This window comes from Streptomyces sp. YJ-C3, assembly GCF_053891275.1.
In genome coordinates, this window is record NZ_CM132685.1 from 2,462,234 (window position 1) to 2,487,305 (window position 25,072).

Annotated in this window: 20 protein-coding genes and 2 pseudogenes; 7 read left to right on the top strand and 15 right to left on the bottom strand. The window is 72.9% G+C overall.

All coding sequences use genetic code 11. The features are described 5' to 3' along the window. Nucleotides 1–59: 59 nt before the first annotated feature. From ACVHNB_RS10915 to ACVHNB_RS10950, 8 genes and pseudogenes are all read right to left on the bottom strand, one after another. Complete coding sequence (locus tag ACVHNB_RS10915) at nucleotides 60–674, bottom strand: DUF1266 domain-containing protein (protein ID WP_428951579.1); 615 nt, start codon at nucleotides 672–674, stop codon at nucleotides 60–62. 32 nt (nucleotides 675–706) lie between these two features. Beyond that, nucleotides 707–1,993 carry a GAF domain-containing protein gene (locus tag ACVHNB_RS10920; RefSeq protein ID WP_456227927.1) on the bottom strand — a complete coding sequence of 429 codons (1,287 nt, stop codon included), beginning with the start codon at nucleotides 1,991–1,993 and terminating at the stop codon, nucleotides 707–709. Nucleotides 1,994–2,235: 242 nt separating this feature from the next. Continuing rightward, nucleotides 2,236–3,878, bottom strand: a pseudogene (locus tag ACVHNB_RS10925) (acyl-CoA dehydrogenase family protein). A gap of 59 nt (nucleotides 3,879–3,937) precedes the next feature. Further along, nucleotides 3,938–4,927, bottom strand: coding sequence for a 2,3-diaminopropionate biosynthesis protein SbnA (gene sbnA / locus ACVHNB_RS10930; protein ID WP_456227928.1), 990 nt, complete (start codon nucleotides 4,925–4,927; stop codon nucleotides 3,938–3,940). 54 nt (nucleotides 4,928–4,981) lie between these two features. Beyond that, entirely contained in the window at nucleotides 4,982–6,010 is a 1,029-nt protein-coding gene (gene sbnB / locus ACVHNB_RS10935; RefSeq protein WP_428951575.1) for a 2,3-diaminopropionate biosynthesis protein SbnB, read from the bottom strand. After that, nucleotides 6,007–7,014 (bottom strand): TauD/TfdA family dioxygenase, encoded by a 1,008-nt coding sequence (locus tag ACVHNB_RS10940; RefSeq protein WP_428951574.1) that lies wholly within the window; start codon nucleotides 7,012–7,014, stop codon nucleotides 6,007–6,009. Before ACVHNB_RS10940 ends, sbnB begins: the two co-directional genes overlap by 4 nt. Before the next feature lie 11 nt (nucleotides 7,015–7,025). After that, nucleotides 7,026–9,110: a non-ribosomal peptide synthetase gene (locus ACVHNB_RS10945; RefSeq protein ID WP_456227929.1), complete on the bottom strand. Its 2,085-nt coding sequence runs from the start codon at nucleotides 9,108–9,110 to the stop codon at nucleotides 7,026–7,028. A 4-nt stretch (nucleotides 9,111–9,114) separates the two neighbouring features. Continuing rightward, nucleotides 9,115–11,520 carry a Pls/PosA family non-ribosomal peptide synthetase gene (locus ACVHNB_RS10950; protein WP_428951572.1) on the bottom strand — a complete coding sequence of 802 codons (2,406 nt, stop codon included), beginning with the start codon at nucleotides 11,518–11,520 and terminating at the stop codon, nucleotides 9,115–9,117. A 572-nt stretch (nucleotides 11,521–12,092) separates the two neighbouring features. Between ACVHNB_RS10950 and ACVHNB_RS10955 the strand changes: the two genes are divergently transcribed. Next, nucleotides 12,093–13,253 (top strand): YihY/virulence factor BrkB family protein, encoded by a 1,161-nt coding sequence (locus ACVHNB_RS10955; protein ID WP_456227930.1) that lies wholly within the window; start codon nucleotides 12,093–12,095, stop codon nucleotides 13,251–13,253. An 85-nt stretch (nucleotides 13,254–13,338) separates the two neighbouring features. Here the strand turns inward: ACVHNB_RS10955 and ACVHNB_RS10960 are convergent, their stop codons facing one another. Next, nucleotides 13,339–14,184, bottom strand: coding sequence for an NmrA family NAD(P)-binding protein (locus tag ACVHNB_RS10960; RefSeq protein WP_456227931.1), 846 nt, complete (start codon nucleotides 14,182–14,184; stop codon nucleotides 13,339–13,341). An 80-nt stretch (nucleotides 14,185–14,264) separates the two neighbouring features. Here ACVHNB_RS10960 and ACVHNB_RS10965 point away from each other — a divergent pair, with 80 nt between their 5' ends. Together ACVHNB_RS10965 and ACVHNB_RS10970 are read left to right on the top strand one after the other, a co-directional pair. After that, nucleotides 14,265–15,203, top strand: a complete 939-nt coding sequence (locus ACVHNB_RS10965; RefSeq protein ID WP_428951569.1) for an AraC family transcriptional regulator — start codon at nucleotides 14,265–14,267, stop codon at nucleotides 15,201–15,203. Nucleotides 15,204–15,213: 10 nt separating this feature from the next. Further along, complete coding sequence (locus ACVHNB_RS10970) at nucleotides 15,214–15,909, top strand: helix-turn-helix domain-containing protein (RefSeq protein WP_456227932.1); 696 nt, start codon at nucleotides 15,214–15,216, stop codon at nucleotides 15,907–15,909. A 25-nt stretch (nucleotides 15,910–15,934) separates the two neighbouring features. On the opposite strand, the gene ACVHNB_RS10975 is transcribed toward ACVHNB_RS10970, so the two are convergent. Continuing rightward, nucleotides 15,935–16,303, bottom strand: coding sequence for a VOC family protein (locus ACVHNB_RS10975; protein WP_456227933.1), 369 nt, complete (start codon nucleotides 16,301–16,303; stop codon nucleotides 15,935–15,937). Nucleotides 16,304–16,412: 109 nt separating this feature from the next. Here ACVHNB_RS10975 and ACVHNB_RS10980 point away from each other — a divergent pair, with 109 nt between their 5' ends. The 3 genes and pseudogenes from ACVHNB_RS10980 (at nucleotide 16,413) to ACVHNB_RS10990 (ending at nucleotide 18,989) form a co-directional block, all read left to right on the top strand. Next, nucleotides 16,413–17,102, top strand: coding sequence for a ThuA domain-containing protein (locus ACVHNB_RS10980; RefSeq protein ID WP_456227934.1), 690 nt, complete (start codon nucleotides 16,413–16,415; stop codon nucleotides 17,100–17,102). After that, nucleotides 17,099–18,028, top strand: coding sequence for a homocysteine S-methyltransferase (mmuM, locus tag ACVHNB_RS10985; protein WP_428951565.1), 930 nt, complete (start codon nucleotides 17,099–17,101; stop codon nucleotides 18,026–18,028). Before ACVHNB_RS10980 ends, mmuM begins: the two co-directional genes overlap by 4 nt. Before the next feature lie 197 nt (nucleotides 18,029–18,225). After that, nucleotides 18,226–18,989: pseudogene (locus ACVHNB_RS10990) on the top strand (IS5 family transposase). 15 nt (nucleotides 18,990–19,004) lie between these two features. Here the strand turns inward: ACVHNB_RS10990 and ACVHNB_RS10995 are convergent. Continuing rightward, entirely contained in the window at nucleotides 19,005–19,838 is an 834-nt protein-coding gene (locus ACVHNB_RS10995) for an oxidoreductase (RefSeq protein ID WP_456227935.1), read from the bottom strand. 130 nt (nucleotides 19,839–19,968) lie between these two features. Continuing rightward, nucleotides 19,969–21,120, bottom strand: coding sequence for a serine hydrolase domain-containing protein (locus ACVHNB_RS11000; protein ID WP_428951563.1), 1,152 nt, complete (start codon nucleotides 21,118–21,120; stop codon nucleotides 19,969–19,971). Nucleotides 21,121–21,368: 248 nt separating this feature from the next. Here ACVHNB_RS11000 and ACVHNB_RS11005 point away from each other — a divergent pair, with 248 nt between their 5' ends. Next, nucleotides 21,369–21,779, top strand: coding sequence for an NUDIX hydrolase (locus ACVHNB_RS11005; protein WP_428957501.1), 411 nt, complete (start codon nucleotides 21,369–21,371; stop codon nucleotides 21,777–21,779). Between the two features lie 25 nt (nucleotides 21,780–21,804). On the opposite strand, the gene ACVHNB_RS11010 is transcribed toward ACVHNB_RS11005, so the two are convergent. The 3 genes from ACVHNB_RS11010 to ACVHNB_RS11020 all read right to left on the bottom strand — a co-directional run bounded on the left by ACVHNB_RS11010 (nucleotide 21,805) and on the right by ACVHNB_RS11020 (nucleotide 25,029). Then, nucleotides 21,805–22,530 carry a hypothetical protein gene (locus ACVHNB_RS11010; protein WP_456227936.1) on the bottom strand — a complete coding sequence of 242 codons (726 nt, stop codon included), beginning with the start codon at nucleotides 22,528–22,530 and terminating at the stop codon, nucleotides 21,805–21,807. A 26-nt stretch (nucleotides 22,531–22,556) separates the two neighbouring features. Next, entirely contained in the window at nucleotides 22,557–23,936 is a 1,380-nt protein-coding gene (locus ACVHNB_RS11015; RefSeq protein WP_428951561.1) for a hypothetical protein, read from the bottom strand. A 142-nt stretch (nucleotides 23,937–24,078) separates the two neighbouring features. After that, nucleotides 24,079–25,029, bottom strand: coding sequence for an NADP-dependent oxidoreductase (locus tag ACVHNB_RS11020; RefSeq protein WP_456227937.1), 951 nt, complete (start codon nucleotides 25,027–25,029; stop codon nucleotides 24,079–24,081). Between the last annotated feature and the right edge of the window lie 43 nt (nucleotides 25,030–25,072).

Consider the following 25,072-nt stretch of genomic DNA (forward strand, 5'->3'; position numbering starts at 1 on the left):
GCCCATGCCATCACGGGGGACGTGCCCGGGCCAAGGGCGGACCGTCGGGCCGGACCGGCCTACGCGCGCGCCACGTCCGGCTGCCGGATGGCGTCCCAGGGGGCCTGGTTCCACGGACTGGCGACCGCGGCCGGGTCGAGGAGGCTCCTGAGGTGCGCGTCGGCGTCGGCCTGCGGGGCGGGGAACGACGCCTCCGGGGTGCCCTGGAGTCCGTCCCGCCAGACCGTGCGGCCCAGCAGATAGTGGTCCGCGTACTCCCGCCACGAGTTGTACGTGCCCGCGACCTGCGGCACCACGTTCTTCAGCAGGTTCCAGGCGTCCGCCTCCGTGAGCATGCCGCAGGCGAAGCCGCGCCGGGTGATGTCCGTGTACAGGGCGATGTCCCAGGCGAGCGGTTCGACGCCGAGCCGCGCCCGGGCGCCCGCCCGGTACCCGGACCGCGCGAGACCGCCGAGCCGCCCGATCAGCTCCTGCCGCGTCCCGATCCCCCACTGCTCGGCCAGCCACCGCAGCGCCTTGTCGTCGTCGATGCGGGTGAACGGGTACAGGGTCGTCCGGGAAGCGCCCCGGTCACGGCTCACCGGCGCGCTCAGGGAGACCATCCACAGCTGGTGCGCGGTGAGCGGGGCGGGGTACTCGCGCTCCGTCTTCCGCTTGCGTTTCAAGAGGGCCATGGGGGCGGAGCGTACTCAGGTCCACAAGGGCGTCAGGGGCCGGGCGTCCGGGCGCTGTGCACCGCCGGTGCCGTGGAGTGTGGCAACAAGGCCAGCGGATCGTCCGGCAGGTGCACCTCCACCTCCGTGTCCTCCAGGAAGCGGTAGGGCCGGTGCGCCAGCAGACCGCCGAGATAGCGGCGCACCCGGGACATCTCCGCGCGCACCGTCACCGTCCGCGCCGGATCCCCGAACAGATCCTCGGCCAGGCCTGCCGCGCTGCGCCCCTCGCGGTGACGGGCCAGCAGGAACAGCAACTCGGCGTGGCGCGGGCTCAGTTCGTGCGTCCAGGAGCCCGCGGGACCCGACACCTCGACCGACCAGCGGCGCGGCCGGCTCAGGTCCAGCCGGACGTGCGTCGCGGTGAGCGGCTCCGCGGCGTCGTCCACCAGGATCAGCCAGCCGCCCGGCAGCGGCGTCGCCTTGCAGGCGCCCAGCGAGGGCAGCCAACAGGAGCCCTCCGCGAACGACTTGGGCAGGGCCACCCGGTCGAGCAGCGGCATCCCGGTGACCGCCGCCGTCCAGCCGTGCCGGTCGACCGCCAGGGCCCGGCCGCCGATCCGCGCGAGGACCGGCGCCGCCACGGCCCGCAGCCGCTCCAGACCGCCCACGTGCCGCTCGCGCAGCCGCGCCTCCGCGAGCAGCGCCACCGACTTCACCCACGACAGCGTCGCCGGATGCATCGTCTCCAGCGGGCCGCTGACGTCCACCACTCCGAGCAGCCGCCCGTCGCGCGGATCCGTGATCGGCGCGCCCGCGCACGTCCACGCGTGGTGCGAGCGCACGAAGTGCTCGGCGGAGAACACCTGGACGGGTCTGCGGGTCACCAGCGGCGTCCCCACCCCGTTCGTCCCGACGACGTCCTCGGCCCACAGCGCGCCCACTTCGAAGCCGAGCCGGTCGCCCCTGCGCAGCACCCCCGGATGCCCCTCGCGCCACAGGATCCGGCCGTCGGCGTCGCTGATCACCATGATGTGCTGCGCCGCCTCGGCCACCGACACCAGCGCCTCGCGCAGCATCGGCAGCACCGGCAGCAGCGGCGAGGACTGCCGCCGCTCCTCGACCTCGTCGACACTGAGGAGTCCGGAACGCACGTCGCGGTCCGGGTCGACGCCGCCGCGCAGCATCCGCTCCCAGGACTCGCCTATCTCCGGCCGCGGCATGACCTGCGGCCGCCGCCCCGAGAGCGTCGCCGCCCGGACGCCCTTGAGCAGGCGGGACGCGAACGTCACGTCCATCGCGGACAGCCGCGCCAGGTCGAGAGTCGAATCCTCGTTCATGCCTGAATCCTCGGATTGCGGGGGAGTGACGACTGTCGTGCACCTCCGAGCCACGGCAAGAGTGGGCCTTCCGAAGGCAGGTTGCAACCCCCTGCAACCCTGGCGAACAGCCGTACGGCGTTTGAAACTGGCACCAACGCCGCCGAGGCGGCGTTCAAGCTCCTTCAGGGGCCTGAAAGGCGGGGATGGTGCCGTGTCGGCGCAGCACCATCCCCGCGCTCATTCCACCGTGACCCGGCTGTTCAGGACACCGGGCGCGCCCGCTCCACGATCTCCGTGAGCCCCAGCGTGTGCGGCAGCGTCCCGAACGCCGCACCGTGGTCCCCGCCGAGCCGCGACGCGCAGAACGCGTCCGCCACCTCGGCCGGCGCGTACCGCACCAGCAGCGACCCCTGCAGCACCAGCGCGATCCGCTCGACGAGCCGCCGCGCGCGGGCCTCGATGCCGTCCAGGTCGCCGAGTTCGGTCAGCAGGTCCTTCACGGCGGCGTCCAGCCGGTGATCGGCGCCGCGCGTCGTCCCCACCTCCAGCAGGAACGCGTCGAACGCCGCGGGCTCGCGCTGCAGCGCCCGCAGGACATCGAGCGCCTGCACGTTGCCCGAGCCCTCCCAGATCGAGTTCAGCGGCGACTCGCGCAGCAGCCGCGGCATCCCCGACTCCTCCACGTAGCCGTTGCCCCCGAGGCACTCCAGGGCCTCCGCGGCGACCGGCGTGCACCGCTTGGTCACCCAGTACTTGGCGGCCGGCACGGCGAGCCGCAGCAGCGCCCGCTCCCGCTCGTCGCCGTCGGCCGCGCGTCGTACGCCGCCGCCAGCCGGAGCGCCAGCGTCGTCGCGGCCTCCGACTCCAGGGCCAGGTCGGCCAGCACGTTCCGCATCAGCGGCTTGTCGACGAGCTTCCCGCCGAACGCCTCGCGGTACGTGCAGTGGTGGATCGCCTGCGCCACCGCCTGCCGCATGAGCGCCGCGGAGCCGAGCACACAGTCGAGGCGGGTCGCCGCGACCATGTCGATGATGGTGCGCACCCCGCGCCCCTCGTCGCCGACCCGTCGCGCCCACGTCCCGTCGAACTCGACCTCGGCCGACGCGTTCGACCGGTTCCCCAGCTTGTCCTTGAGCCGCTGGAGCGCGAACGGGTTGCGTGATCCGTCCGCCAGGACCCGGGGCACGAGGAAACACGTGGGACCCCCGTCGGCCTGCGCGAGCATCAGGAACCCGTCCGACATCGGTGCGGAGCAGAACCACTTGTGGCCGGTGAGGGCGTACGCCCCGTCGTCGGCGAGGGCCACCGCACGCGTCGTATGCGCGCGTACGTCACTGCCGCCCTGCTTCTCCGTCATCCCCATGCCGAGAAGCGCCCCGGCCTTCCCGGACACGGGCCGCAGCCCGAAGTCGTAGACGGTGGACGTCAGACGCGGCTCCCACCGCGCGGCGAGCTCCGGCTGCGCGCGCAGCGCCGGCACCGCCGCGTGCGTCATCGACAGCGGGCACAGATGCCCCGCCTCGACCTGAGACCACACCAGGAACGCGGCCGCGCGCCGCAGATGGCCGGCGGGCCGCGCCCAGGCGGCCGTCAGCCCCGCCGAGACGCCCTCGCCCATCAGGCTGTGCCAGGCCGGGTGGAAGTCGACCTCGTCGATCCGGTGGCCGTAGCGGTCGTGGGTGCGCAGGACCGGCGGGTGCTCGTTCGCGAGGCGCCCCCACTCCTGGGCCCGGGCGGAACCGGCGGTGCTGCCGAGCACCGTGAGTTCCGCCCGGGCCGTGTCCACAAGCGCGGCGTCCAGATGCCGCTCCAGGCCCTCGGTGAGGGCCCGGTCGGCGGTGAAGACGTCGTATCCCACCAGCGGCGGGGGCTGGTTGGTCACCGTGTGCGTGCTGCCCGACATGACGGCGAACCTACCGGCGGCGCGGCGCGGACCGCGACCGCGCCGCCGGGAGCGTGTGCTCAGCTCGCCAAGGAGGCCATCGCCGCCACCTCGTTCCGTTCGGTGTCGGTGTCGGTGTCGGTCTCGGGCGGCCAGCCCTCCCGGTAGACGGTGTCGAGATAGCGCTCACCGAGATCCGGGGCGATGGCCACCGCCGTCATGCCCCGGTGGCCGTGGTGTTCGAGCCACTGCCGGGCGCCGCTGATCACCGTGCCGGTCGAGCCGCCGAACAGGAACCCGCGGCTCGCCAGACTCCGGCAGGCGCGGACGGTGTCCGCCTCCTCGACGTGCACCACGTCGTCGATGTACGACCGGTCGAGCATCGGCGGCGGCACGCTCGTGCCGAGCCCCGGGATCAGCCGGCGGCCCGGCGCCCCGCCGAAGCTCACCGAGCCGACACTGTCGACGGCGACGATGCGCACCCGGCGCCGCCACTGCCAGAACCACCGGGCGCACCCCATCAGGGTTCCCGTCGTCCCGGCCCCGACGAACAGGACGTCCAGACGCGGGAAGTGATCGGCGATGGCCGGGGCCGTGGTGCGGTAGTGCGCCCTCCAGTTGCCCTGGTTGTTGTACTGGTCGAGCCACACGTAGCGGTCGTCGGCCGCGCACAGCGCCCGTACGTACGCGCGCCGCGCGCCCAGCAGTCCTTCGTTGCCCGCCGGGTCCTCGATGACGTGCACCCGGCTGCCGAGCGCCTCCATCAGCCGGATCGTCGGCTGGTTGCAGCGCACGTCCGTCACGCACAGGAACCGGTGGCCGCGGCTCGCCGCGATGACGCTGAGCGCCACCCCCAGGTTCCCGGACGACGACTCGACGAGCACCGAACCGGGCCGCAGCCGGCCGTCGCGCTCGGCGGCGTCCACCATCTCGGTGGCCGCCTTCAGCTTGATCGACCCGGCGAAGTTGAACCCTTCGCACTTCAGATAGAGCGGCAGATCGAGCACGGCCCGCAGGTCGACGTAGAGCTGTTCCTCGTTGAACCTCGCAGGATCGGTAATGACAGGCATGGTTCCCCCCTCTTGTGTCCCCCGTGTCCCCCTTGTGCGCCACGAGCCGGCCGTTCAGCCGTAGCGGCTCAGCTCGTGGAAGAACCCTTCTACGACATGCAGTTCACCCCTCTTGGCCACCTCGTCGTGGACGTACCGGCCGACGGCGAGGTCGAGTACCCCGAGTCCGAACGGCGAGAACACCACCGTCCGGTCCGCCGGCACGGCGACGCGTCCGCTCAGCACGTCCTCCAGCGTGCCGTCGATGAAGTCCCGTTTCCCGGTGAGCTGTTCGGCCAGATGCGGCGACGTGTTCGCCTTCAGGCAGTGCTCGACGTCATCGACGACGTTCGCGGATGCCAGCAGGATCTCGGGCGCCAGATCGCGCAGCGAGAGATGCAGCACCAGCGGATGGTGCGCGAACCACGACACATCGTGGACGTGCGGTTCTGCGGCCACCGTCGCGAAGACCAGCAGGTCGCTGCCGCGGACCAGAGCCTCGGCGGTGTCGTGCACCGTGATCCGCCCCTTGGTCCCGGCCCGTTCCAGATAGCCGCGGAACCCTTCCGCGCTGTCCGCGGACAGGTCGTACACGCCGGTCTCGTCGAACTCCCAGCCGGTCGCGGTCAGATGCGAGTGGACGTAGCGGGCGATCAGCCCCGTCCCGATGAACCCGACCCGCGCCGGGCGGCTCCTGGTGCGGCTGAGCCGGTCGGCCGCGAGCGCGGCGGAGGACGCCGTGCGGGTGGCGCTGATGACCGAGCTCTCCAGACAGGCGTACGGGTATCCGGTGTCGGGGTCGTTGAGGATCAGCACGGCGGACGCCCGGGGCAGACCCGAGCCGGTGTTCTCCGGAAAACTGGATATCCACTTCAGGCCGTCCACCCGCAGCGGCCCGCCGAGCGAGGCGGGCAGCGCGATGATCCGCGCCGACGGGCGGTCCGGGAAGCGCAGGAAGTACGACGGCGGGTTCACGGTCCGGCCCGCGCCGTGCAGCCGGTACACGGTCTCGACCAGTCCCGCGATCTCCGCCTCCCGCGCGTACAGTGCCTGCTGGACCTGCTCGCCGGGGATCACGGCGAAGGCCGGAGCGGTGTCGGTCATGCGGCGCTCACCTTGACCGTGGGCGCGCAGTCGGCGAGCCGGACCGGGTCGGCGAGCCCCGCCAGGACCTCGCGCGGGCCGTCGAACGGCTCCCTGCTGTGCGCGGAACGGAGATTGTCGACGAGCAGCAGATCGCCGGAGCGCCACGGCTCGCGCACGGTGTGCGCCTCGTAGACCTCGTTGATCGCCCGGACCACGTCCTCGCCGATCGGATCGCCGTTGCCGAACCGGGTGGTGAAGGGCAGCGCGTCGGCGCCGTAGACGTCGGTGAGGTAGTCGCGGACCTCGGGATCCATCGTCCACTCGCTGAGGAAGGCGATCTGGTTGAACCACAGGCGGCGGCCGCTGACCGGATGGTGGACCACGGCGCTGCGGTGCTGCCGGGTGCGCAGCGAGCCGTCGGGCTGCCAGTCGAAGTCGATGGCGTGGGTGCGGCAGTAGCGGGCCACGGCGTCGCGGTCGTCGGTGCCGAACGCCTCGGCGGCCGACGCCCCGATCTCGTCGTGGTAGGACCGCGTCAGCAGCCAGCCCTCCCGCTCGAACCGCTCGGTCAGTTCCGCGGGCAGCGCGTCGAGCACGGCCGCCGCGTCGGCCACCCCCGTGGCGCCGCCGGACGCGGGCGCCTCCAGACAGGCGAACAGCAGCATCCCGGGGAACTCCAGCGCGTAGCTCATCTCGTGATGCATGCACATCTGCTGGTTCGGCGGCCACTTGGAGGTGGAGTACACCCCGTCCGTGTACCTGCGCCGCGGCGCGAACGGCTCCCGGTCGGGCATCAGGGAGTGGGCCAGCTGCCGGAAGACGCCCGCCATGGCGCCCGGTTCGGTCAGGCCCAGGCCGCGGACCAGGACGCAGCCGTGGAGGGCGACGGCGGAGCGCAGGGCCTCCCGGTACTCGGCAGCCCACTCCTCCGGATCGCCACCGGTGGCGGCGGACAACAGGGGAGGGCTGCCGGCTCGGAGCGAGATGTCGTCGGGAAGGGGGGATGGAGTCGATCGGTGCATAGGTATTCCCTTCAGTGGCGCTGAGCGGTCGCCCGGTCGAGCAGTCCCGCGAGATCCGCGAGGACCGGATGGTGGGTGACGTCCTTGAGGGAGACCGCCCGGTCCAGGGCGATCACCAGCTTCACGGCGGACAGCGAGGAGCCGCCGAGGTCGAAGAAGTGGTCGCGCCGGCCGATCCGGTCGGCGGGGATGCCGAGCACCTCGGCCCAGACGGCGGCCAGCCGGTGCTCGGCCGGTGTCCGCGGCCCGTCCGCCGCCGTGTCCAGGTCCTCGGCGAGCGCGGTGAGCGCCCGGCGGTCGGTCTTCCCGTTGGCGGTCAGCGGCAGCCGCTCGCGCCAGTGCACGACGGACGGGACCATGTACGCGGGCAGCGACGCGGCCACCCGCTCCCGTACGACGCCCGCGTCCACCGGCCGCGGCCCGGTGCAGAACGCGGCGAGCTGCGTGCCCCGTACGACGATCACGGCGCCGTCGCGGACCCCGTCCACCCGCAGCAGCGCGTTCTCGATCTCGCCGATCTCGACGCGGAACCCGCGGATCTTCACCTGGCCGTCCCGGCGGCCGAGGAACTCCAGCTTCCCGTCGGGCAGCCAGCGCCCGTGGTCGCCGCTGCGGTAGAGCCGCTCGCCCGGCCGGTACGGGTCCTCGACGAACGCGGCCTTCGTGCGCTCGGGGTCGTTGACGTACCCGCGCCCGACGCACACCCCCGAGAAGACGATCTCGCCGGGCGCCCCGAGCGGCACGGGCACCAGGTCCTCGTCGACGACGTAGATCCGCACGTTGGCGATGGGTCGGCCGAGCGGGACGCGGTCGTGCTCCGGCACCCGGTCCATGACCTCGTGGTTGGTGTCGTCGGACGTCTCGGTCAGCCCGTACGCGTTGACGAGCCGGACCCCGGGCCGGGCCGCGAACCAGCGCCGCACCAGCTCCTTCTTCACCGCCTCGCCGGTCACCGACACGCACCGCAGAGCGGGCAGTTCCCGGGGGTGCGCGTCCAGCTCGGCCAGGACGGCCTCCAGATACGACGGCACCACCTGCAGCACATTGACCCGGCCGCGCGCGATCGTGCCCACGAACCGCGGGACGTCCAGGATCGCCTCCTGCGGCACCAGCAGCGTCCGGCCGCCCACGAGCGGCGCGGAGAGCAACTGCCACAGGGAGATGTCGAAGCACTGGGGCGCGGTCTGCGCCACCACGTCGCCGGCCTTGACGCCCAGGTCGTCGAGCTTGGCCAGGACGTGGTTGAGGAACCCGGCGTGCTCGCACATCGCGCCCTTGGGCTCGCCGGTCGAGCCGGAGGTGAAGTACAGGTAGGCCAGCTGATCGGCGGCGACGGGCACACCGAGATCGGTGTCCGGGTGCCCCTCGTCGTACGCGGTGTCGATGAACAGGGTCCGCGCGGCCGGGTCGAGCGCGGACGCGCTGCCCCGCTCGGTGAGCACGAGGCCGCAGTCCGCCCGGTCGAGCGTCGTCGCGACGCGCGCGGCCGGGAAGTGCGGCTCGATCGGCAGATACGCGCCGCCCGCCTTGAGGACGCCGAGGACGGCGGCCATCCAGTCGAGGTTGCGTTCGGTCAGCACCGCGACGACGCCCTCGGGCCGCAGCCCGCGCGCGAGCAGCGCCCGGCCGATCCGGTTCGCCCGGGAGTTCAGCTCCCGGTACGTCCACTGCCCGTCCTGCGCCACGACGGCCACCGTGTCCGGCTGCGCGGCCACCCGCGCCTCGAACAGTTCGTGGACGCGCCGGTCGGGCAGCGCGCGGCGCGGGCCCGCCAACTCCTCCAGTTGGAAGCGGAGTTCGGACTCGGACAGCAGGCTCCGGCGCCCGGGGTCGGTGAGTGCGGCGAGGTGGTAGCCGGCGATGCGGGCGGCGGCCTCGCGGTCGAGGACGTCGGTGCGGTAGCGCAGGCGCAGGGTGCGGCCCGCGACGCTCACCCCGAGCACCGTGTCGTCGCGCTCGGCGGACAGCGCGGCGAGCACCCGCTCGTGCGCGGCGGTCAACGCCGGGCCGGACGCCAACAGGCCCGCCGGGAGCGGTACTTCGTGAACGGCCACGCCGGGGCGCGGCGCGCGTGTCCACTGCGGGATCGTCGTCATGGCCCTACCTCCCCGTCGCCGGGTTGCCGCCCCAGCGGGCCCGCGGGGGCACCTGTTCGCCCTTCATCAGGAAGGCGTCGGGGGCGAGTACGGAGGCGTCGCCCAGCGTGACGCCGTAGTGCACGAGCGAGCCGGTGCCGAGCGAGCAGCCCGCGCCGAGCGTGATGTGGTCGGACTTGAAGGTGCCGTCCTCCTGCGAGTGGGCCTGCACCTTGGTGTGCGCGGCGAGCGTGACGTCGTCGCCGATCGTCACCAGCGTGCGCTCGGTGATGGAGGCGCCGTCGTCGAAGACCCGGCGGCCGATCCGTACCCCGAGCAGCCGCCACACCAGGTTCTTGAACGGTGTCCCGTTGAACACCACGAGGTGGTTGTCGGGCACCTTCCACAGTCGCTCGTGCCAGCGGAAGTACGGGTCGTAGATCGAGCACAACTGCGGCTGGAGCGGCCGGAAGCGGCAGATCACGCGCTCCACCAGGATGTAGTAGCCGGTGGTGAAGGCGAGGCCGACGACCAGGGAGGCGCCGATCAGCACTCCGCCGGCCACGTCGTACAGGTCGAACGCGGCGAAGGCGATCACTGTCAGGGCGAACCAGTGCAGCCACCGCAGGAACAGGTGCAGGGCCATGGAGCGCAGGTTGTAGCGGTTCTTCGCGGACAGCCGGCGCCGCAGCTCGTCGCCCTCGCGCAGGTGGTCGAAGCGGGTGTCGCGCTCGACGGTGCGCGGGATCTCGAAGGGCGGCGAGCCGAGCAGCCCCACGCCCTCGCGTACCGCGCCGTCCAGCGGGATCATCACCTTCGTCGCGAGCAGGCAGTTCTCGCCGGTGCGGCCGCCCACCGGGTAGGCGATGTGGTTGCCCAGGAAGTTGTGCGGCCCGATCTCCGCGCGCGCGACGCGGAACGACGTGGCGGTGAAGTCGGCGTTCATGATCGACAGCCCGTCGGCGACCATCGTGCCGCTGCCGACCTTGGCCAGGTACGGATTCTCGTGCTGCATCTCCGTGCCGAAGTTGGAGCCGGTCTGCTCCACCTGCGAGAGGTCGTACCCGATGGACCGCAGGTAGGGAACGATGTACGAGCTGTCGCCGCACAGCCACTTGAAGAACTTGTTGTTGGTCATCCGGGCGATCGCCCGCTGCACCGAGTAGTGCAGGCCGTACAGCGGATACGTGCGGTCCGCGCGCAGGATCGGCCGCAAGGCGCGCGGCACCAGGGTGACGGCGGCGAGGCCGAGGACGAGGAACGCCAGGAAGCAGGCGATCGACAGGCCGAACGCCTGCACGTAGAAGCCCGCGGAGGCCAGGTCGTGGGTGTCGGGCGCGAGCAGCGAGTCGAGGGCGGGTATTTCGGTGAGCAGCAGGTCGGTCCCGCAGACCGCGAGCGGGACGAACACCAGCAGCATCTGGAGCAGACCGCCGACCGCGTACAGGGCCCGGCGCAGGGTGGAGCAGTCGGCCGCGGGCAGCCGGACGTAGTCGACGTCGGTGGGTTCGGCGGGGCAGCCGTGCCAGTGCTCGCCGGCCGGCACCGAGGCGCCGTCGTAGAGCGCCGACGCGTGGCCCAGTTGTGCTCCGTCCCCCATCGACGTCCCGATGTCGAGGACGGTCTTCTCGCCGATGAACACGTCCCGGCCGATCGTGACCGGGCCGGTGCGGATCCGGCCGGCATGCGCCCGGTAGCCGAAGAAGTCGCACTCCTTGCGGATCACCGTGTCCGCGCCGATCGTCAGCAGGTCGGTGCAGACCGGGACGGAGTGGGACAGGATCGTCACCCCCGGCCCGATCTTGGCGCCGAGCAGCCGCAGGTACAGCACGTACACCGGGTTGCCGGCGAACAGGGCCATCGGATTCGCGTGCAGCAGCGACTTGACCAGCCAGAACCGGACGTAGGCGAGCCCCCACACCGGGAACTCGGTCTCCCGCCAGCGGCCGATGAGCAGCCACTTCGCCACGATGGGCAGGCCGCACGCGCCGATGAACACCGCACTGCCGAACAGCACCGCGCGCACATAGGCGTCGATGGATCCCGCACCCGCGGAGACCCACGCGTAGCCCCGGGCGGTCAGCATCCCGGCCACCGCGCAGTACAGGGCGAAGCAGAGCAACTGCAGCGCCCCGCAGACGACGTAGCGGGGTGTGCTGCCGGCCGGCGGAAGCGGCTCGACCTCGACCGTCCGCACGGGCGGCGCCTCGTCGAGCGCCGCGGCCAGGCTCCGGATCGTCGGATGGCCGTAGACGTCCTTCATCGAGACCGCCGGCAGGTCCGCGTGTTTGCGCACCCGGGCGCAGAAGTGGGCCATGACAAGAGAGTTGGCGCAGAGGTCGTCGAAGAAGTTACTGTCGGGTGGTACGTGATCCACGCGTACGACACCGGCCAGGACTTGGGCGAGAACGCGCTCGGTGCCGTTCGCCACATGAGCTCCTCGTGATTGTCACCCGTGTTTCGCGCGCTTTATTGAATTCCGGAACGAGCGAAAGCAGAGCGTGGGTTGGATGTGCTGTGAGCGTGAGGAGCAACGCGGATGAAGCGGGTCACGGCTGATGACCCTGTAATTCCCCTCCGTTGGATGTCCCCCCGTGCTGTGCGCGCCCGTTGAGCGTTCGGTGTGCGCACTGAATACGATCGAGATTCTTTCCGGTGATTCATGAACGGTTCAAGTGGGTTCCGAGCATTGGCGATTTCCGACGGCTTTTGGGTGACGCGGTCATGCCGGTCTTTCGAGGTCGTCGTGCGCGGTGCCGGGGAACTCACCGAAAGGGTTGTGTACTTACCGGTGTTGCTTCCGTTTTCCACTTCCTCGTCATTCGGCCAACGCGGGCATGACAGATAGTCGCGGACTATTTTTGGAGCGGTCTCTCCTGAGTTGCTCCGCCATGTCTGGAGCGTTGCGCTACAGGAGGGGAGACTGTGCCGACGAGGTCGCAGCCTCGCAGGCAGGGGCACCGGGGGATGGGTACACGTTGTTGCGGCGGATACCTTTAGGACGTGCAGCCAGCAAGTGAATCCCCCCCACCGCCGTCCGGCCGACTCCACAGGGCCCGCGTTCTGTACCAGAACGTCTCCAAGCGCAGGACGGCCTGGCTGTTGCTCAAGGACACCGTCAACTCGTGCATGGAGTACCGCATCCTCGGTCTCGCGGCCGAGGCGGCGTTCTTCACCCTGCTGTCGGTCCCGCCGCTGCTGCTGTCCCTGGTGGGGCTGCTCGCCTACGTCGACTCGTGGACCGGAGCCGACACGATCGCGGGTGTCCGCGACAACATTCTGGAGGCTTCCCGCACGGTCCTGAGCGACCAGGGCGTGAAGGAGATCGCGGAACCGATCCTGGACGACGTCATCAAGGGCGGCCGCCCCGATGTCATCTCCATCGGATTCCTCATCTCGCTGTGGTCGGGCTCACGGGCCGTGTCGACGTTCGTGGACACGGTGACCGTGATGTACGGCCTGGACGGCGTCCGCGGCATCGTGAAGACGCGGCTGCTCGCGTTCCTGCTCTTCCTCGTCGGTCTCGTCGTCGGCTCGGTGGCGCTGCCGCTGATGATCGCCGGGCCGGACGCGGTGATCGGCCTGGTCCCCTGGTCGGAGACGGTCGTCCAGATCCTGTACTGGCCGGTGGTACTCGTCCTGTCGGTCGCGTTCCTGACGACGCTGTACCACGTGTCCGTCCCGGTGCGCTCGCCGTGGATCGAGGACGTACCCGGCGCGCTGGTGAGCCTCGCGATGTGGATCCCCGGCAGCTTCCTGCTCCGCCTCTACCTCACCAACACCATCGAGGGGCCCACGATCTACGGCTCCCTCGCGGCGCCCGTCGCGGTGCTGCTGTGGATCGGTGTCTCGGCGTTCGCGGTCCTCGTCGGCGCCGCGATGAACGCCGCGATCGACCGGGTCTGGCCGTCGGTCGCCACGGCCGCGGCGCGGGCCGCGAACGAGCGGGTGCGCACGGCCGGCTCCGCCCACTACATGACGCGGGCCGCCGCGCGCTCGGCCCCGCACCCGGACGACCCGGACGATCCCGACATGCCCTCGGAGTTCCCGGAGCGCTGGTCGAAGTTCCTGCCCCCGGAGGACGTCACGTCCCGCCTGCGCACGCACGTGCGGCGCAACGGCGACGTGCCGCCGGAGGACGAGGGCGAGGACGAGAAGGAGTAGGAGCAGCCAGGCCGACGCGGACGGGGGTGCGGGAGAGGACGGCGACCGTCCTCTCCCGCACCCCCTCTCCCGTTCGGAGCGGCTGCTACGTCCAGACGCCCGCCGCCGCCGTCTGCGCCGCGTACGCCCCGAACGACCGCGGCCCCCGCCCCAGCACCCGCGCCACGTCACCGGTCACGGACGCGTTGCGCCCGTCCAGCAGCGTGCCGAACAGTTCCACCAGGAATCCGGCCTCCTCCTTCGGCACCCCCAGCTCCCGCAGCGCCGCGCCGTACTCGTGCACCGGCACCGCCACGTACCGCTTCGCCGTACCCGCGGCGCGCGCCACCTCGGCCAGCGCCTCGCCCCACGTGAGCAGCTCGGGACCGGTCAGCTCCAGGGTCGTGCGCGCGTACCGCCCGGACGGCTCCCGCAGCACCGCCACCGCGACCTCCGCGATGTCCCGTACGTCGAGGAACGGCTCGCGCAGCGCGTCCGGCGCCGCGAACACCAGCTCGGGCCCGCGCACCTGCTCCAGCAGCGGACCCTCGCCGAAGTTCTGGTGGAACCACGCGCACCGCAGCACCGTCCAGTCCGCGCCCGACGCCCGCACCGCCTCCTCGGCAGGAGCGGCCTGGTCCTCGCCGCGCGCCGAGAGCAGGACCAGACGGCCCACGCCCAGCTCGACCGCCCGCCGCGCCAGCGCCCCCACCGCGTCCGCGGCGTCCGGCGCCCCGATGTCCGACGGGTACGCCAGATACGCCCCGTCGGCGCCGCGCAGCGCCGCGTCCCACGTCGCCGGGTCCGCCCAGTCGAACCGGACCGCGCCCGACCGCGAGGCCGCCCGCACGGCCAGCCCCGCCGCGCGCGCCGCCGCGGCGACCCGGCGCCCCGTCCGCCCGGTCGCCCCGGTCACCACCACTGTCGTCACGTTCTTCGTCGTCTCTGTCATGCCTCCACTCAACTGCCGTGCGGAGTCCGGAAACATTGATGAGCCGCTCACCGCCATAAGCGCCCGTCTACGCTGCCGTCATGGACGTACTCGCAGGCCTCCTGGAGGGGCCCCGGGCCCGCGGTGCCTTCATGATCCGGGCCTGTTTCGAGACCCCCTGGGCCGTGCGGATCGCCGACGAGGCACCCCTCACCGTCATGATCATGGTCAAGGGCGACGCGTGGATCCTGCCCGACGGCGACGGGCCGGCCCGCCGGATCCGCCCCGGCGACATCGCCGTCGCCCGCGGCCCGGACGCGTACGTCTGCTGCGACGACCCCGCCACCGCCCCGCGCGCCGAGATCGGCCCCGGCCAGGTGTGCCGCCCGCTGGGGCCCGCGCACGTCGGCCGCTACCGGGACCTCGGGGTCCGGGAGTGGGGCGAGACCCCGGACGGCCCGGCGCAGCTGCTCATCGGCACCTACCAGCTGCGCGGCGAGCTCACCGCCCGGCTCCTCGACGCGCTGCCACCGGTGCTCGTGCTGCCCACCGAGGTGTGGGACTGCCCGCTGACCCCGCTGGTCGCCGAGGAGATCGGGAAGGACGGGCCGGGCCAGGAGGTCGTCCTCGACCGGCTCCTTGACCTGCTGCTCATCACGTCGCTGCGCGCCTGGTTCTCCCGCCCCGAGGCGGACGCGCCCGCCTGGTACCGGGCCATGGGCGACCCGGTCGTCGGCCGGGCACTGCGGCTGATCCAGGACGATCCGGCCCACCCGTGGACCGTCGCCGAGATCGCCGGCCGGGCCGGGGTGTCCCGCGCCGCGCTCGCCCGCCGCTTCACCGAGCTCGTCGGCGAGCCCCCGATGACGTATCTGACCGGCTGGCGCCTCGCCCTCGCCGCGGATCTGCTGCGCGACAGCGACCTCACCGTCGCGGCGATCGCCCGGCAGATCGGTTACGGCAGCGCGTTCGCCCTGTCCAGCGCCTTCAAGCGGGTGCACGGAGTCAGCCCGCAGGAGCACCGCACGCGCGCGGCGTAGCGTGGAGGGCGTGGGCGACGGGTACGAGGAGCGGGACTGCCGGGTACCGGGCGCGGTCGTCTGGACGCGCACCGTGGCTTCCGGCCGCGGCGCCGCGGCCCCGGTGCTGCCCGACGGCTGCATGGACCTGATCTGGAGCGAGGGCCGGCTCTTCGTCGCCGGGCCCGACACCCGGGCGCACCCCGCGGGAGCCACGGCCGGCCGGACCTACGCGGGCATCCGCTTCGCCCCCGGCACGGCGCCCGCCTACCTCGGCGTCCCGGCGCACGAACTGCGCGACAGCCGTGCCGAGCTGGCCGACCTGTGGCGGGGCGCCGACGCCCGCCGGCTCACCGAGCGGGTCGACGCGGCCGCCGATCCCGCCGCCGAGCTGGAGTCCGCGGCCGTCCGCCTCGCCCGCGCCGCCGGCCCGCCCGACCCGCTGCTCGCCCGCGTCGTGTCGGCCCTCGACGCGGGCCGGGGCATCGCCGAGACCGCCGAGCACGCGGGGCTCAACACCCGCCTGCTGCACCGGCGTTCACTCGCCGCGTTCGGGTACGGTCCCAAGACGCTGGCCCGGGTGCTGCGGCTGCAGCGGGCCCTGGCGCTGGCCCGGTCCGGCGTCCCCTTCGCGGAGACCGCCGTCCGGGCCGGGTACACCGACCAGGCCCATCTGTCGCGCGACGTACGGGACCTGACGGGCGTGACGCTGCGACGTCTGGCCTGAGAGCGACGGGCGACGGGCGGCGGGCTCAGGCGAACAGGTCGACCTGATTGCCGTCCGGGTCGTGCGTGACGGCGTACCGCTGCCCCCACACCGCGTCCCACGGCTTGCTCTCGCCGTGGTACCCGGCGTCGGTCAGCGCCGCGTACGTCGCGTCGACCCCGGCGGCGTCACCGCAGTGGAAGGCGAGCGCGATCCGGCCGCGGCCGTGGTCCGCGCCGCTGCTGTCCGGGTCGAACATGAGCCGGATGCCGCCGGGCAGCTCCGCCTCCACGTGCGGGAGCTGCTCGGCGCCCTCGGGGAAGGAGAGGCCCAGCAGGCGGTAGAACGCGAGCGAGGCGGCCAGGTCGGAGGAGAGGATTCCGATGGCGTCCATGCGGACAGTGCTGTCAGTCATGGCTTCACCGTAGGCACCCGCACGCCCTGCGGTCTTGTACGAAACGGACGCCCGGCTTCTGCGTCGCCCGGCCGCGGCCGCACGTGACGTGTGACTACAGTGCGGGCGCATGATCCTGGTCTACAGCCGCACCACCGCCTACCGGCACGCCTCCATCCCGTATGCCGTCGCCACGCTCCGCGACCTCGGCGGCGCGCACGGCTTCGAGGTCGCGGCGAGCGAGGACCCCGCCGTGTTCGAGCGCGCCGGCCTCGCCGACCGGTACACGGCCGTCGTCTTCCTCTCCACCAGCGGCGACGTCCTCACCCCGGAGGGACGCGCGCGGCTCGCGGCGTACGTCGACGGGGGCGGCGGCTTCGTCGGCGTCCACGCCGCCGCGTGCACCGAGGGCGACTGGCCGTACTACGGCGCACTGCTGGCCGCCCGGTTCGACCGCCACCCCGCGTACCAGCCGGGACGCCTCCGCGTCGCCGACCGCACGCACCCGGCCACCCGGCACCTGGGCGACAGCTGGGAGTTCACCGACGAGTGGTACGACTTCCGGACCGACCCGCGCACGGACCCGGCCGTCCGCGTCCTCGCGTACGCCGACGAATCCTCGTACGACGACGCGCGGATGGGCGGCGACCATCCCCTGATCTGGTGCCGCGAGCAGGGCGAGGGGCGCGGGCGCGTCTTCTACACCGGGCTCGGCCACGACGCGTCCGCGTACGACGACCCGGACTTCCGGGCCCATCTGGCGGGCGGCATCCGGTGGGCGGCGCGGGCCGCGGAAGGCGACGTAGGCTCACCGGTATGACCAGTGACAACGCGCCCGAGCCGCCCGGCCTTCCGCGTGCCCTCGCCGGGGACCGGGCCGTCGTCCTGGACGGAGGGCTGTCCAACCAGCTGGAGGCCGCCGGGCACGACCTCGGCGACGAACTGTGGTCGGCCCGCCTCCTCGCCGAGGAGCCCGAGGCGATCGTCGCGGCCCACCGGGCGTACTACGAGGCGGGCGCGAGCGTCGCCATCACCGCGAGTTACCAGGCCACGTTCGAGGGGTTCGCACGGCACGGCATCGGGCACCGGCGGGCGGCCGAACTCATGGCACTGAGCGTCGAGTCGGCGCGGCGCGCGGCGAGCGAGGTCCGGACCGGCCGCCCGCTGTGGGTGGCCGCGTCGGCGGGTCCGTACGGGGCGATGCTCGCCGACGGCTCCGAGTACCGGGGGCGCTACGGGCTGAGCGTGGCCGCACTCGAACGGTTCCACCGGCCGCGCCTGGAGGCCCTGGCGGCGGCCCGGCCGGACGTGATCGCCCTGGAGACGGTGCCGGACACGGACGAGGCGCGGGCGCTGCTGCGGGCGGTGCGCGGCCTCGGGGTGCCCGCGTGGCTCTCGTACAGCGTCGCGGGGGAGCGGACCCGCGCCGGGCAGCCGCTGGACGAGGCGTTCGGCCTCGCCGCCGACGCGGCAGAGATCGTCGCGGTGGGCGTCAACTGCTGCGCCCCGCAGGACGCGGACCACGCGGTCGCCCTGGCCGCCCGCGTGACCGGCAAGCCGGTGGTCGTGTACCCGAACAGCGGGGAGACCTGGGACGCGGGGGCGCGCCGCTGGACCGGGCGGTCGACGTTCGGCCCGGAGCGGATCGAAGGATGGCGGGCGGCCGGGGCACGGCTGATCGGCGGCTGCTGCCGGGTGGGACCGGCGGCGATCTCCGCCGTCGCGAAGACCTTGGACGGTGGCTGAGCAGGCCGCGGCGTCCTGGGCCTCAGGACCTGTCCGGCGGATCGTGTCGCTCGCGGGCGCACAGAACAGCACGGGCCCCTCCAGGCCCTAGGTCGTGTCCGCAAAGTCGTTGGCTCGTTGGTCTGTTCATGGTGCGTCGTCATGAACTGACCGATGAATCCTGGGCGGTGATCGAGCCGTTACTGGCTCCGCCCCGGATGGGCCGTCCGGTGCGGGACCGACGTCAGGTCGTCAACGGAATCCTGTGGAAGCTGTCGACCGGGGCGGCCTGGCGGGACCTGCCGGAACGCTATGGCCCGTGGAAGACGGTCTACGAACGCTTCCGCCGCTGGTCGGCCGATGGAACCTGGGACCGCCTGCTGGCCCACGTCCAGCAGCATTCCGACGCCGTGGGCGCTGTCGACTGGTCGATCGTGTGTGTCGACTCCACGACGGTGCGAGCCCATCAGCATGCGGCCGGGGCACGAAAAGGGGGCTCTGGCCGGGCGAGGCGATCGGCCGCTCCCGCGGCGGACTGACCACGAAGATCCACCTTGCCTGCGACGGACTCGGCCGGCCCCTGGCCTTCACCCTGACCGCTGGGAACGTCAACGACTGCACCCAGTTCGAGGCGGTGATGGCCCGCATCCGGGTCGCCCGATGCGGTCCGGGCCGCCCACGCACCAGACCGGAGCGGGTGGCCGCAGACAAGGGTTACTCGTCCGTCAAGATCCGCGCCTACCTGCGCGGACGCGGCATCAAAGCAGCGATCCCGGAACGAATCGACCAGATCAACGGCCGCATCCGCAGAGGCCAGAGCCGATGCAGACTCAACCGGGCCGCCTACCGGCGCCGCAACCTCGTCGAACGCTGCTTCAACAAGCTCAAGCACCACAAGGCCCTGGCCACCCGCTACGACAAACGAGCCCGCCACTACCAAGCCATGGTCACCCTCGCCTGCCTACAACTCTGGCTCCCATGACTTTGCGGACACGACCTAGCCGTCGAACCGCGTCGCCCGCGCCACCGTTTCCCACACCGCGATCTCGTCCCGCACCGAGTCGAGGTGCCCGAGCACCGCGTCCACCCCGTCGTCGCCGAGCGGCAGTCGCAGCGGGGTGTGCTCCGCCGCGAGCGCCGCGACGACCGCCGCGGCGGCCTTCGCGGGATCGCCCGGCTCGTCGCCGGAGCGGGCGGCGGCATCGAGCGCGTCACGGGTGGCGCCGACCGTCGGCGCGTAGTCGTCGATCCGGGTGCTGGCCGTGGTGCCGTTCATCAGGTTCGTACGGAACGCGCCCGGCTCGACCACCAGCACCTTGATGCCGAGCGGCGCGACCTCCGTCGCCAGCGCCTCCGAGAAACCCTCCAGCGCGAACTTCGTGCCGCTGTACGCGGACATCCCGGGGAACGACATCTGCCCGCCCATGCTGCTGAGCTGCACGATGACCCCGCGGCGCCGCTCGCGCATGTGCGGGAGGACGGCCCGCACCAGGGCGGCGGGCCCGAAGAAGTGCACCTCGAACAGCGACCGCAGCTCCGCGTCCGCGGTCTCCTCGGCGGCGCCGACGTGCCCGCGGCCCGCGTTGTTGACCAGCACGTCGATGCGGCCGTGCCGGGCGACGGCCTCGGCGACCGTCGCGTCGACGGCCGCCGGGTCCGTCACGTCGAGCGGCAGCGCCGTCACCCGGCCCGGATGCGCCTCCACCAGATCCTTGAGGGTCTCCGGGCGGCGGGCCGTGGCGACGACGAGGTCTCCCTCGCCGACGGCCGCCGTGGTGAAGGCGCGGCCGAAACCGCTGTTCGCACCGGTGATCAGCCAGACCTTGGTCATGAGGACACTCAACTCCGCTTCAGGCGACCGGACTTCGGTGCCCGGCGACGACCTCATCCTCAAGGGCCGGCCAGCGGTGCGTCCAAGACCTTCTTCCATAGCCGCTGGTTATGGTGCGCACCTCGGACCGTCAGTCGGTCGCCGCCCGCACCAGCGCGGCCACCAGCCGCTGGTTCTCCGGTCCGGCGCCGCCCGGGAAGGCGTAGCGGCGGCGGGTGTAGCCGTAGGCCAGACCGGTGGACGGGTCCGCGAAGGCCTCCGACCCGGCCGCGCCGCAGTGGCCGAACGCCTCCGGACCGAGGGGCGGATAGCGCAGCCCCTCCGTCTCGAAGCCGAGCGTGAAGTGGTCCGGCTCGGCCGTCACCAGGTCGGTGCCGGTCCACTGGCGCCGCGTGAACTCCGCGACCGTCTCCGGCTTCAGGAGCGCGGGGGCGCCGTCCACCCCGCTCAGCGCCGCCGCGTACAGCCGGGCCAGCCCGCGCGCGTTGCCGACACCGCCGGCCGAGGCGGGCCCGAGGGCGCGCACCCGCCGGGTGTTGACGTACTCGTCGAGGAGGTCGTACGCGGGGTCGTCCGTCGGGTTGAACGCGACCGCGAGGAGACTGTCCGGCGCCGGTCGGCTCGCCGCCAGGAACGCCTGCTGCTCCGGCGTCGGCGCCATCGGCCGCATCGGATGGAACCGGCCCTCCTCGGCCTCCGGCAGACCCAGCCAGAGATCGAGGCCGTACGGCGCCCGGATCCGCTCCTCGTACACCTCCTGCAGGGTGCGGCCCGTCGCCCGGCGTACCACCTCGCCCGTCAGGGCGCCGATCGTCAGCGCGTGATAGCCGTACGCCGAGCCCGGCTCCCAGAACGGCCGCTGCCCGGCGAGCCGTTCGGCGACCAGCCGGTCGTCGCCCAGCTCCTCGGAGCTCAAGCCGCCGTCGACGCCGATCAGCCCCGAGCGGTGCGCGAGCAGCTCGCGCAGCGTCAGCCGCTCCTTGCCGTGTCCGGTGAACTCGGGCCAGTACGACGACACTTCACGGTCCAGTGCGAGAACGCCCTCCTGGACGAGCAGCGCCACCACCAGGTGCGCCGCGCCCTTGGTGTTGGAGAAGACAGCCGTCAGCGACGAGCCCTCGAAGCCCTCGCCCGCCCACAGGTCCACGACCTGCCGCCCGTGCACATACGCCGCCAGCTGCGCTCCCGGCTCGGCCGTCTCCTCGGCGAGCACCGCCGCGAACTCCTCGCGGACCCCCTCGAAACCCGCCGCGACCGTACCGCGCACCTCGACACCGCTCATCGTCCGTCCCCCACACGTCAGTTGATCGTCGCGCCGTTGCAAGGTGGTCGAACCACGGGCGCGGCGCGGCTGTTCCCCGCGCCGCGCCGCCCGGCCCAGGGCGTCGGACCGGGTGCGGCCGTGAGGCGTCGATGCGCGCGCGGGGCGCAAGGTGCTCCGGTGGCCTGTGTCCTCAACTCCGTTCGTTCGAAAGCGCGTTGCACCCATGTGCCGTCGTCCGTGTCACGCGCTACCGTGGACACGTGGCTATCCCTCCGGAGAATCGGCTCGCCGCGGCCGTCGTCGCGCTCGACGGGCGCGTTCTGCTGGTCAGGCGCAGCGAGACCGAGCGGTTCCTGCCCCGGGTGTGGGGCGTGCCCTGCGGCAAGCTCGAACCGGGGGAGAGCCCCGAGGACGGGGTGCTGCGCGAGCTGAAGGAGGAGACCGGCCTGCTCGGGTACGTGGAGCGGAGGATCGGCGAGTCCTCCTTCGTCAGCGACTACCGCGGCCGCGAGGTCAAGAACTTCCAGGACAACTACCTGGTGCGCCCGCTCACCACCGGCATCGTGCTGCCGCACGCCGACCAGGCCGCGACCTGGCTGGCCCCCGCCGACCTGGACACCGTCGAGATCGACGACTACAACCGCGCCGTCGTCGCGCAGGCGCTGCCCCACCTCTGAGCACCCCCGCGCCCCCGCGACCGCCTCACGCCTCGCTCAACAGGCGCGCCAGAGCGTCCAGTTCCCGCAGATACTCCTTCACGTCGAGCGGCGTCTTCGGGACCGCGGGGCTGTGCCGCTCCGCGTCCGCGCCGAGGAACACGTCCGTGTGCCGGCGCCGCTGCGCCCCCGTCTCCAGGAACAGGGTCACCGTCGGATCCGCCGCCGTGCTCCACGCCCGGTGCAGGGTGTGCGCCGGCAGGGCGTAGCTGCTGCCCGCCGCGTACTCGGCGACCTGCGTCAGCCGCAGCCGGGCCGGCCCTGCCGGTTCCAGCAGCCAGTCCGCCGTGTCGTGCGACAGTGACTCCCGATAGCGGGCGGCCTCCTCGCCGCCGTCCCGGGCGGCCGCGTACAGCTCCATCCGCAGCGCCCCGCGCACGATGTACGAGGCGAGCGGGGAGCGGTGGTTGTGGATGTCCTCCGGGCTGTGCGCGCCCGGATGCCAGACGTGGGCGCGCAGCATGTGATGCGGCCCGCCGTCGATGAGCAGCAGCTTGTCGAAGCCGAGGACGTGCCGGTACGAGAGCCGCGCGCAGCCCACCGGATCGCCGCCGCCCGCCGCGAGATCCCCGACGAGCTCCGGCAGCCGCCCGGCGGAACCCAGCCGGATGACGACATCGTGCGCCGCCCGGGCGAGATCCGCCTCGGACGCCGTCACGTCGAGCGCGTCGGCGAGCAGCCGCCGCGCCGAGACCACCTGTCGACCACCCATGCCCCGCGTCCTCCCCGCACCCTCGCCTATGGCTCATACATCCATAAGGCATGGGCCCGCAGCGCCGAAAGACCTTGATAGGTCATCCATATCGGCCGTCGCAGCTCACCGGTGTCGTCCCGCACCCAGGTCCATATCCCGTCCGCCTGCCCCCGCCAGACCGCGGCCGCCGCACCGGCCAGCTGCTCCCGCCGGACCCGCTCGGCGCCCGCGCCGCGCGCCACGTCCCGCGCGCCCGTCGTCAGCAGCGCACGGACCAGCCAACTCGCAGTGAAATGGCGGACGTTCAGAACCTCGACGCGGTCGGGCTCGTCCGCCCGCGGGCGGCGCACCTCCTCGCGCAGGTTCTCCAGGTCGAGGCAGAGGTCGTGGGCCGGGTCCGGGCAGGCGAGCAGCCAGCGCACCCCGCCCTCGCGGGCCGCGCGCGCCGCGTCGCTCTCCTCGCCGAGCACCCGCGCCGTGCGGTCGAGGGCCACCACGGCCTGCGCGGTGTGCAGCGCGGACGGCGGGCCCTGCGGCGCCGCCAGACGGTAGCCCCAGCGGGGGTGTCCGGCGCGCCCCGGGTCGGGCACGGCCCCGGCGACCAGGACGTCGCGCAGGGTGCGCAGCCGGTCGCGCTCGTCCGGCGCCGCCCGCAGCATGCCGCGCAGCACCGTCGTCACGACGTGCGTCAACTCGTGCCCCGTACGGTCCAGTTCGCGGGTGAAGCCGGCCGCGCACCGGTCCGCCTCCACCGCGATCAGATCCGGGTCCGCGCCCGCGCGGGCCAGCGCGCCGAGCACCAGGGCCGTCACCTCGGGCCGGGCCTGGGTGCCCTGCGAGCGCGCGGACCAGCCGCCGTCCGGCAGTCGCAGGGCCCACAGGGTGCGCACCAGCCCGCCGGTGCTCAGCCGGCCGTCGGACGCGCCGAGGTCCAGCGTGAGGTGCAGCCCGTACGCGGTACCGGTCGCCGTCGGACGCACCCGCCCCGGCTCACCGAGCGAGTGCGTCCAGCCGGTCAGGCGGCCGGCCGCCGGATCGTCGACGGTGCACAGTTCCGCTGCCAGGGTGCCGTACGTCGCCGCGGTCAGCGCCGTCAGCCGGCCCGGGTCCGCCGAGGCGGCGCCCGACTGCCTTCCCCGTGACGCCTGTTGGGCCTGCCGGGACCGCACGAGGGCGGCGGACAGCCACACCACGAGCCCCGCGCCGGCCCCGCTCGTCGCGGCGACCGCGTACCGCGCGGAGTCCCCGGCCAGGCCGCCCGGCAGCAGCCCGTACACCGACTGGAACACCGTGTACGCGGCGGCCGCGGCGCCGAATCCGCCCAGCCAGCCCACCAGGCGCTGCGGCGGCGATGCCCGCCGGAGCCGGGACGACGCTCCGGTGCGGGGCGCCGACGGGTTCCGGTTCAGCTGCTGCTGCGACACGGTGGACTCGCTCCCCCCAGGGCTCCACGTCGGTCACCGACGGCTCAAGTGCCTCCATTCTACGGCGCGTTGGGGGAGGTGACAGGGGGCCCGTGGGCGTCGCACGCCCACGGGCCCCCTGCTCGGACGCCTCGCGCGGCGCCTACGGGCTGACCGTCAGCACCAGCTTGCCCGTGACGCGGCCCGTCTCGCCCTCCGCGTGGGCCTTGGCCGCCTCGGCGAGCGGATAGGTGCCGGCGACGTGCGCGCGCAGCCGGCCGGACGCGGCGAGCGCGGCGACCGCCGCCATGCCCGCCTGGTCGTGCTCGACCAGCATGAAGACGGCCCGCACCCCCAACTCCCGTGCACGGTCGGGAACGGGGCTCCACTTGTCCGGCAGGATCGACACCAGGACGCCGCCCGGCCTGAGCACCTCCAGCGAACGCAGGCAGTTCTCGCCGCCCAGCGAGTCGAGCACCACGTCGACGTCCCGGACCTCGGCCGCGAAGTCGGTGGTGCGGTAGTCGACGACCTCGTCGGCGCCCAGACCGCGCACGAAGTCGTGCTTGGCCGCGCTGGCCGTGCCGATGACGTACGCGCCGCGCGCCTTGGCGATCTGCACCGCCAGATGTCCCACACCGCCGGCCGCCGCGTGCACCAGCACCCGCTGGCCCGGGCCCACGTCGGCGTTGTCCACCAGCGCCTGCCAGGCGGTCAGCGCCGCCAGGGGCAGCGCGCCCGCCTCGACGTGGCCGAGCCCCGCGGGCTTGGGCACGAAGGCGCGGGCCGGTCCCGTCACGTACTCGGCGTGCGAACCGGCGCCGTACGGGTACGGCAGCATGCCGAACACCTCGTCGCCGGGCGCGAACAGGGAGACGCCGAGACCGACCGCCTCGACCACGCCCGACACGTCCCAGCCCAGCGTGAACGGGGGCTCGCCCAGGAAGGCGCCGTGCGCGCGGTGCTTCCAGTCGGTGGGGTTGACCCCTGCGGCGTGGACGGCGACGAGGATCTGGCCGATGCCCGGCTCCGGGCGGGCGACCTCGGCCACGCGCAGCACATCGGGGTCGCCGAGGGTGTCCTGGGTGAGGGCGTTCATCGTGTTCTTGGTCATGCGTTCAGCTTGCTTCACGCCGCTGACCTGGGCAATGGCAAGA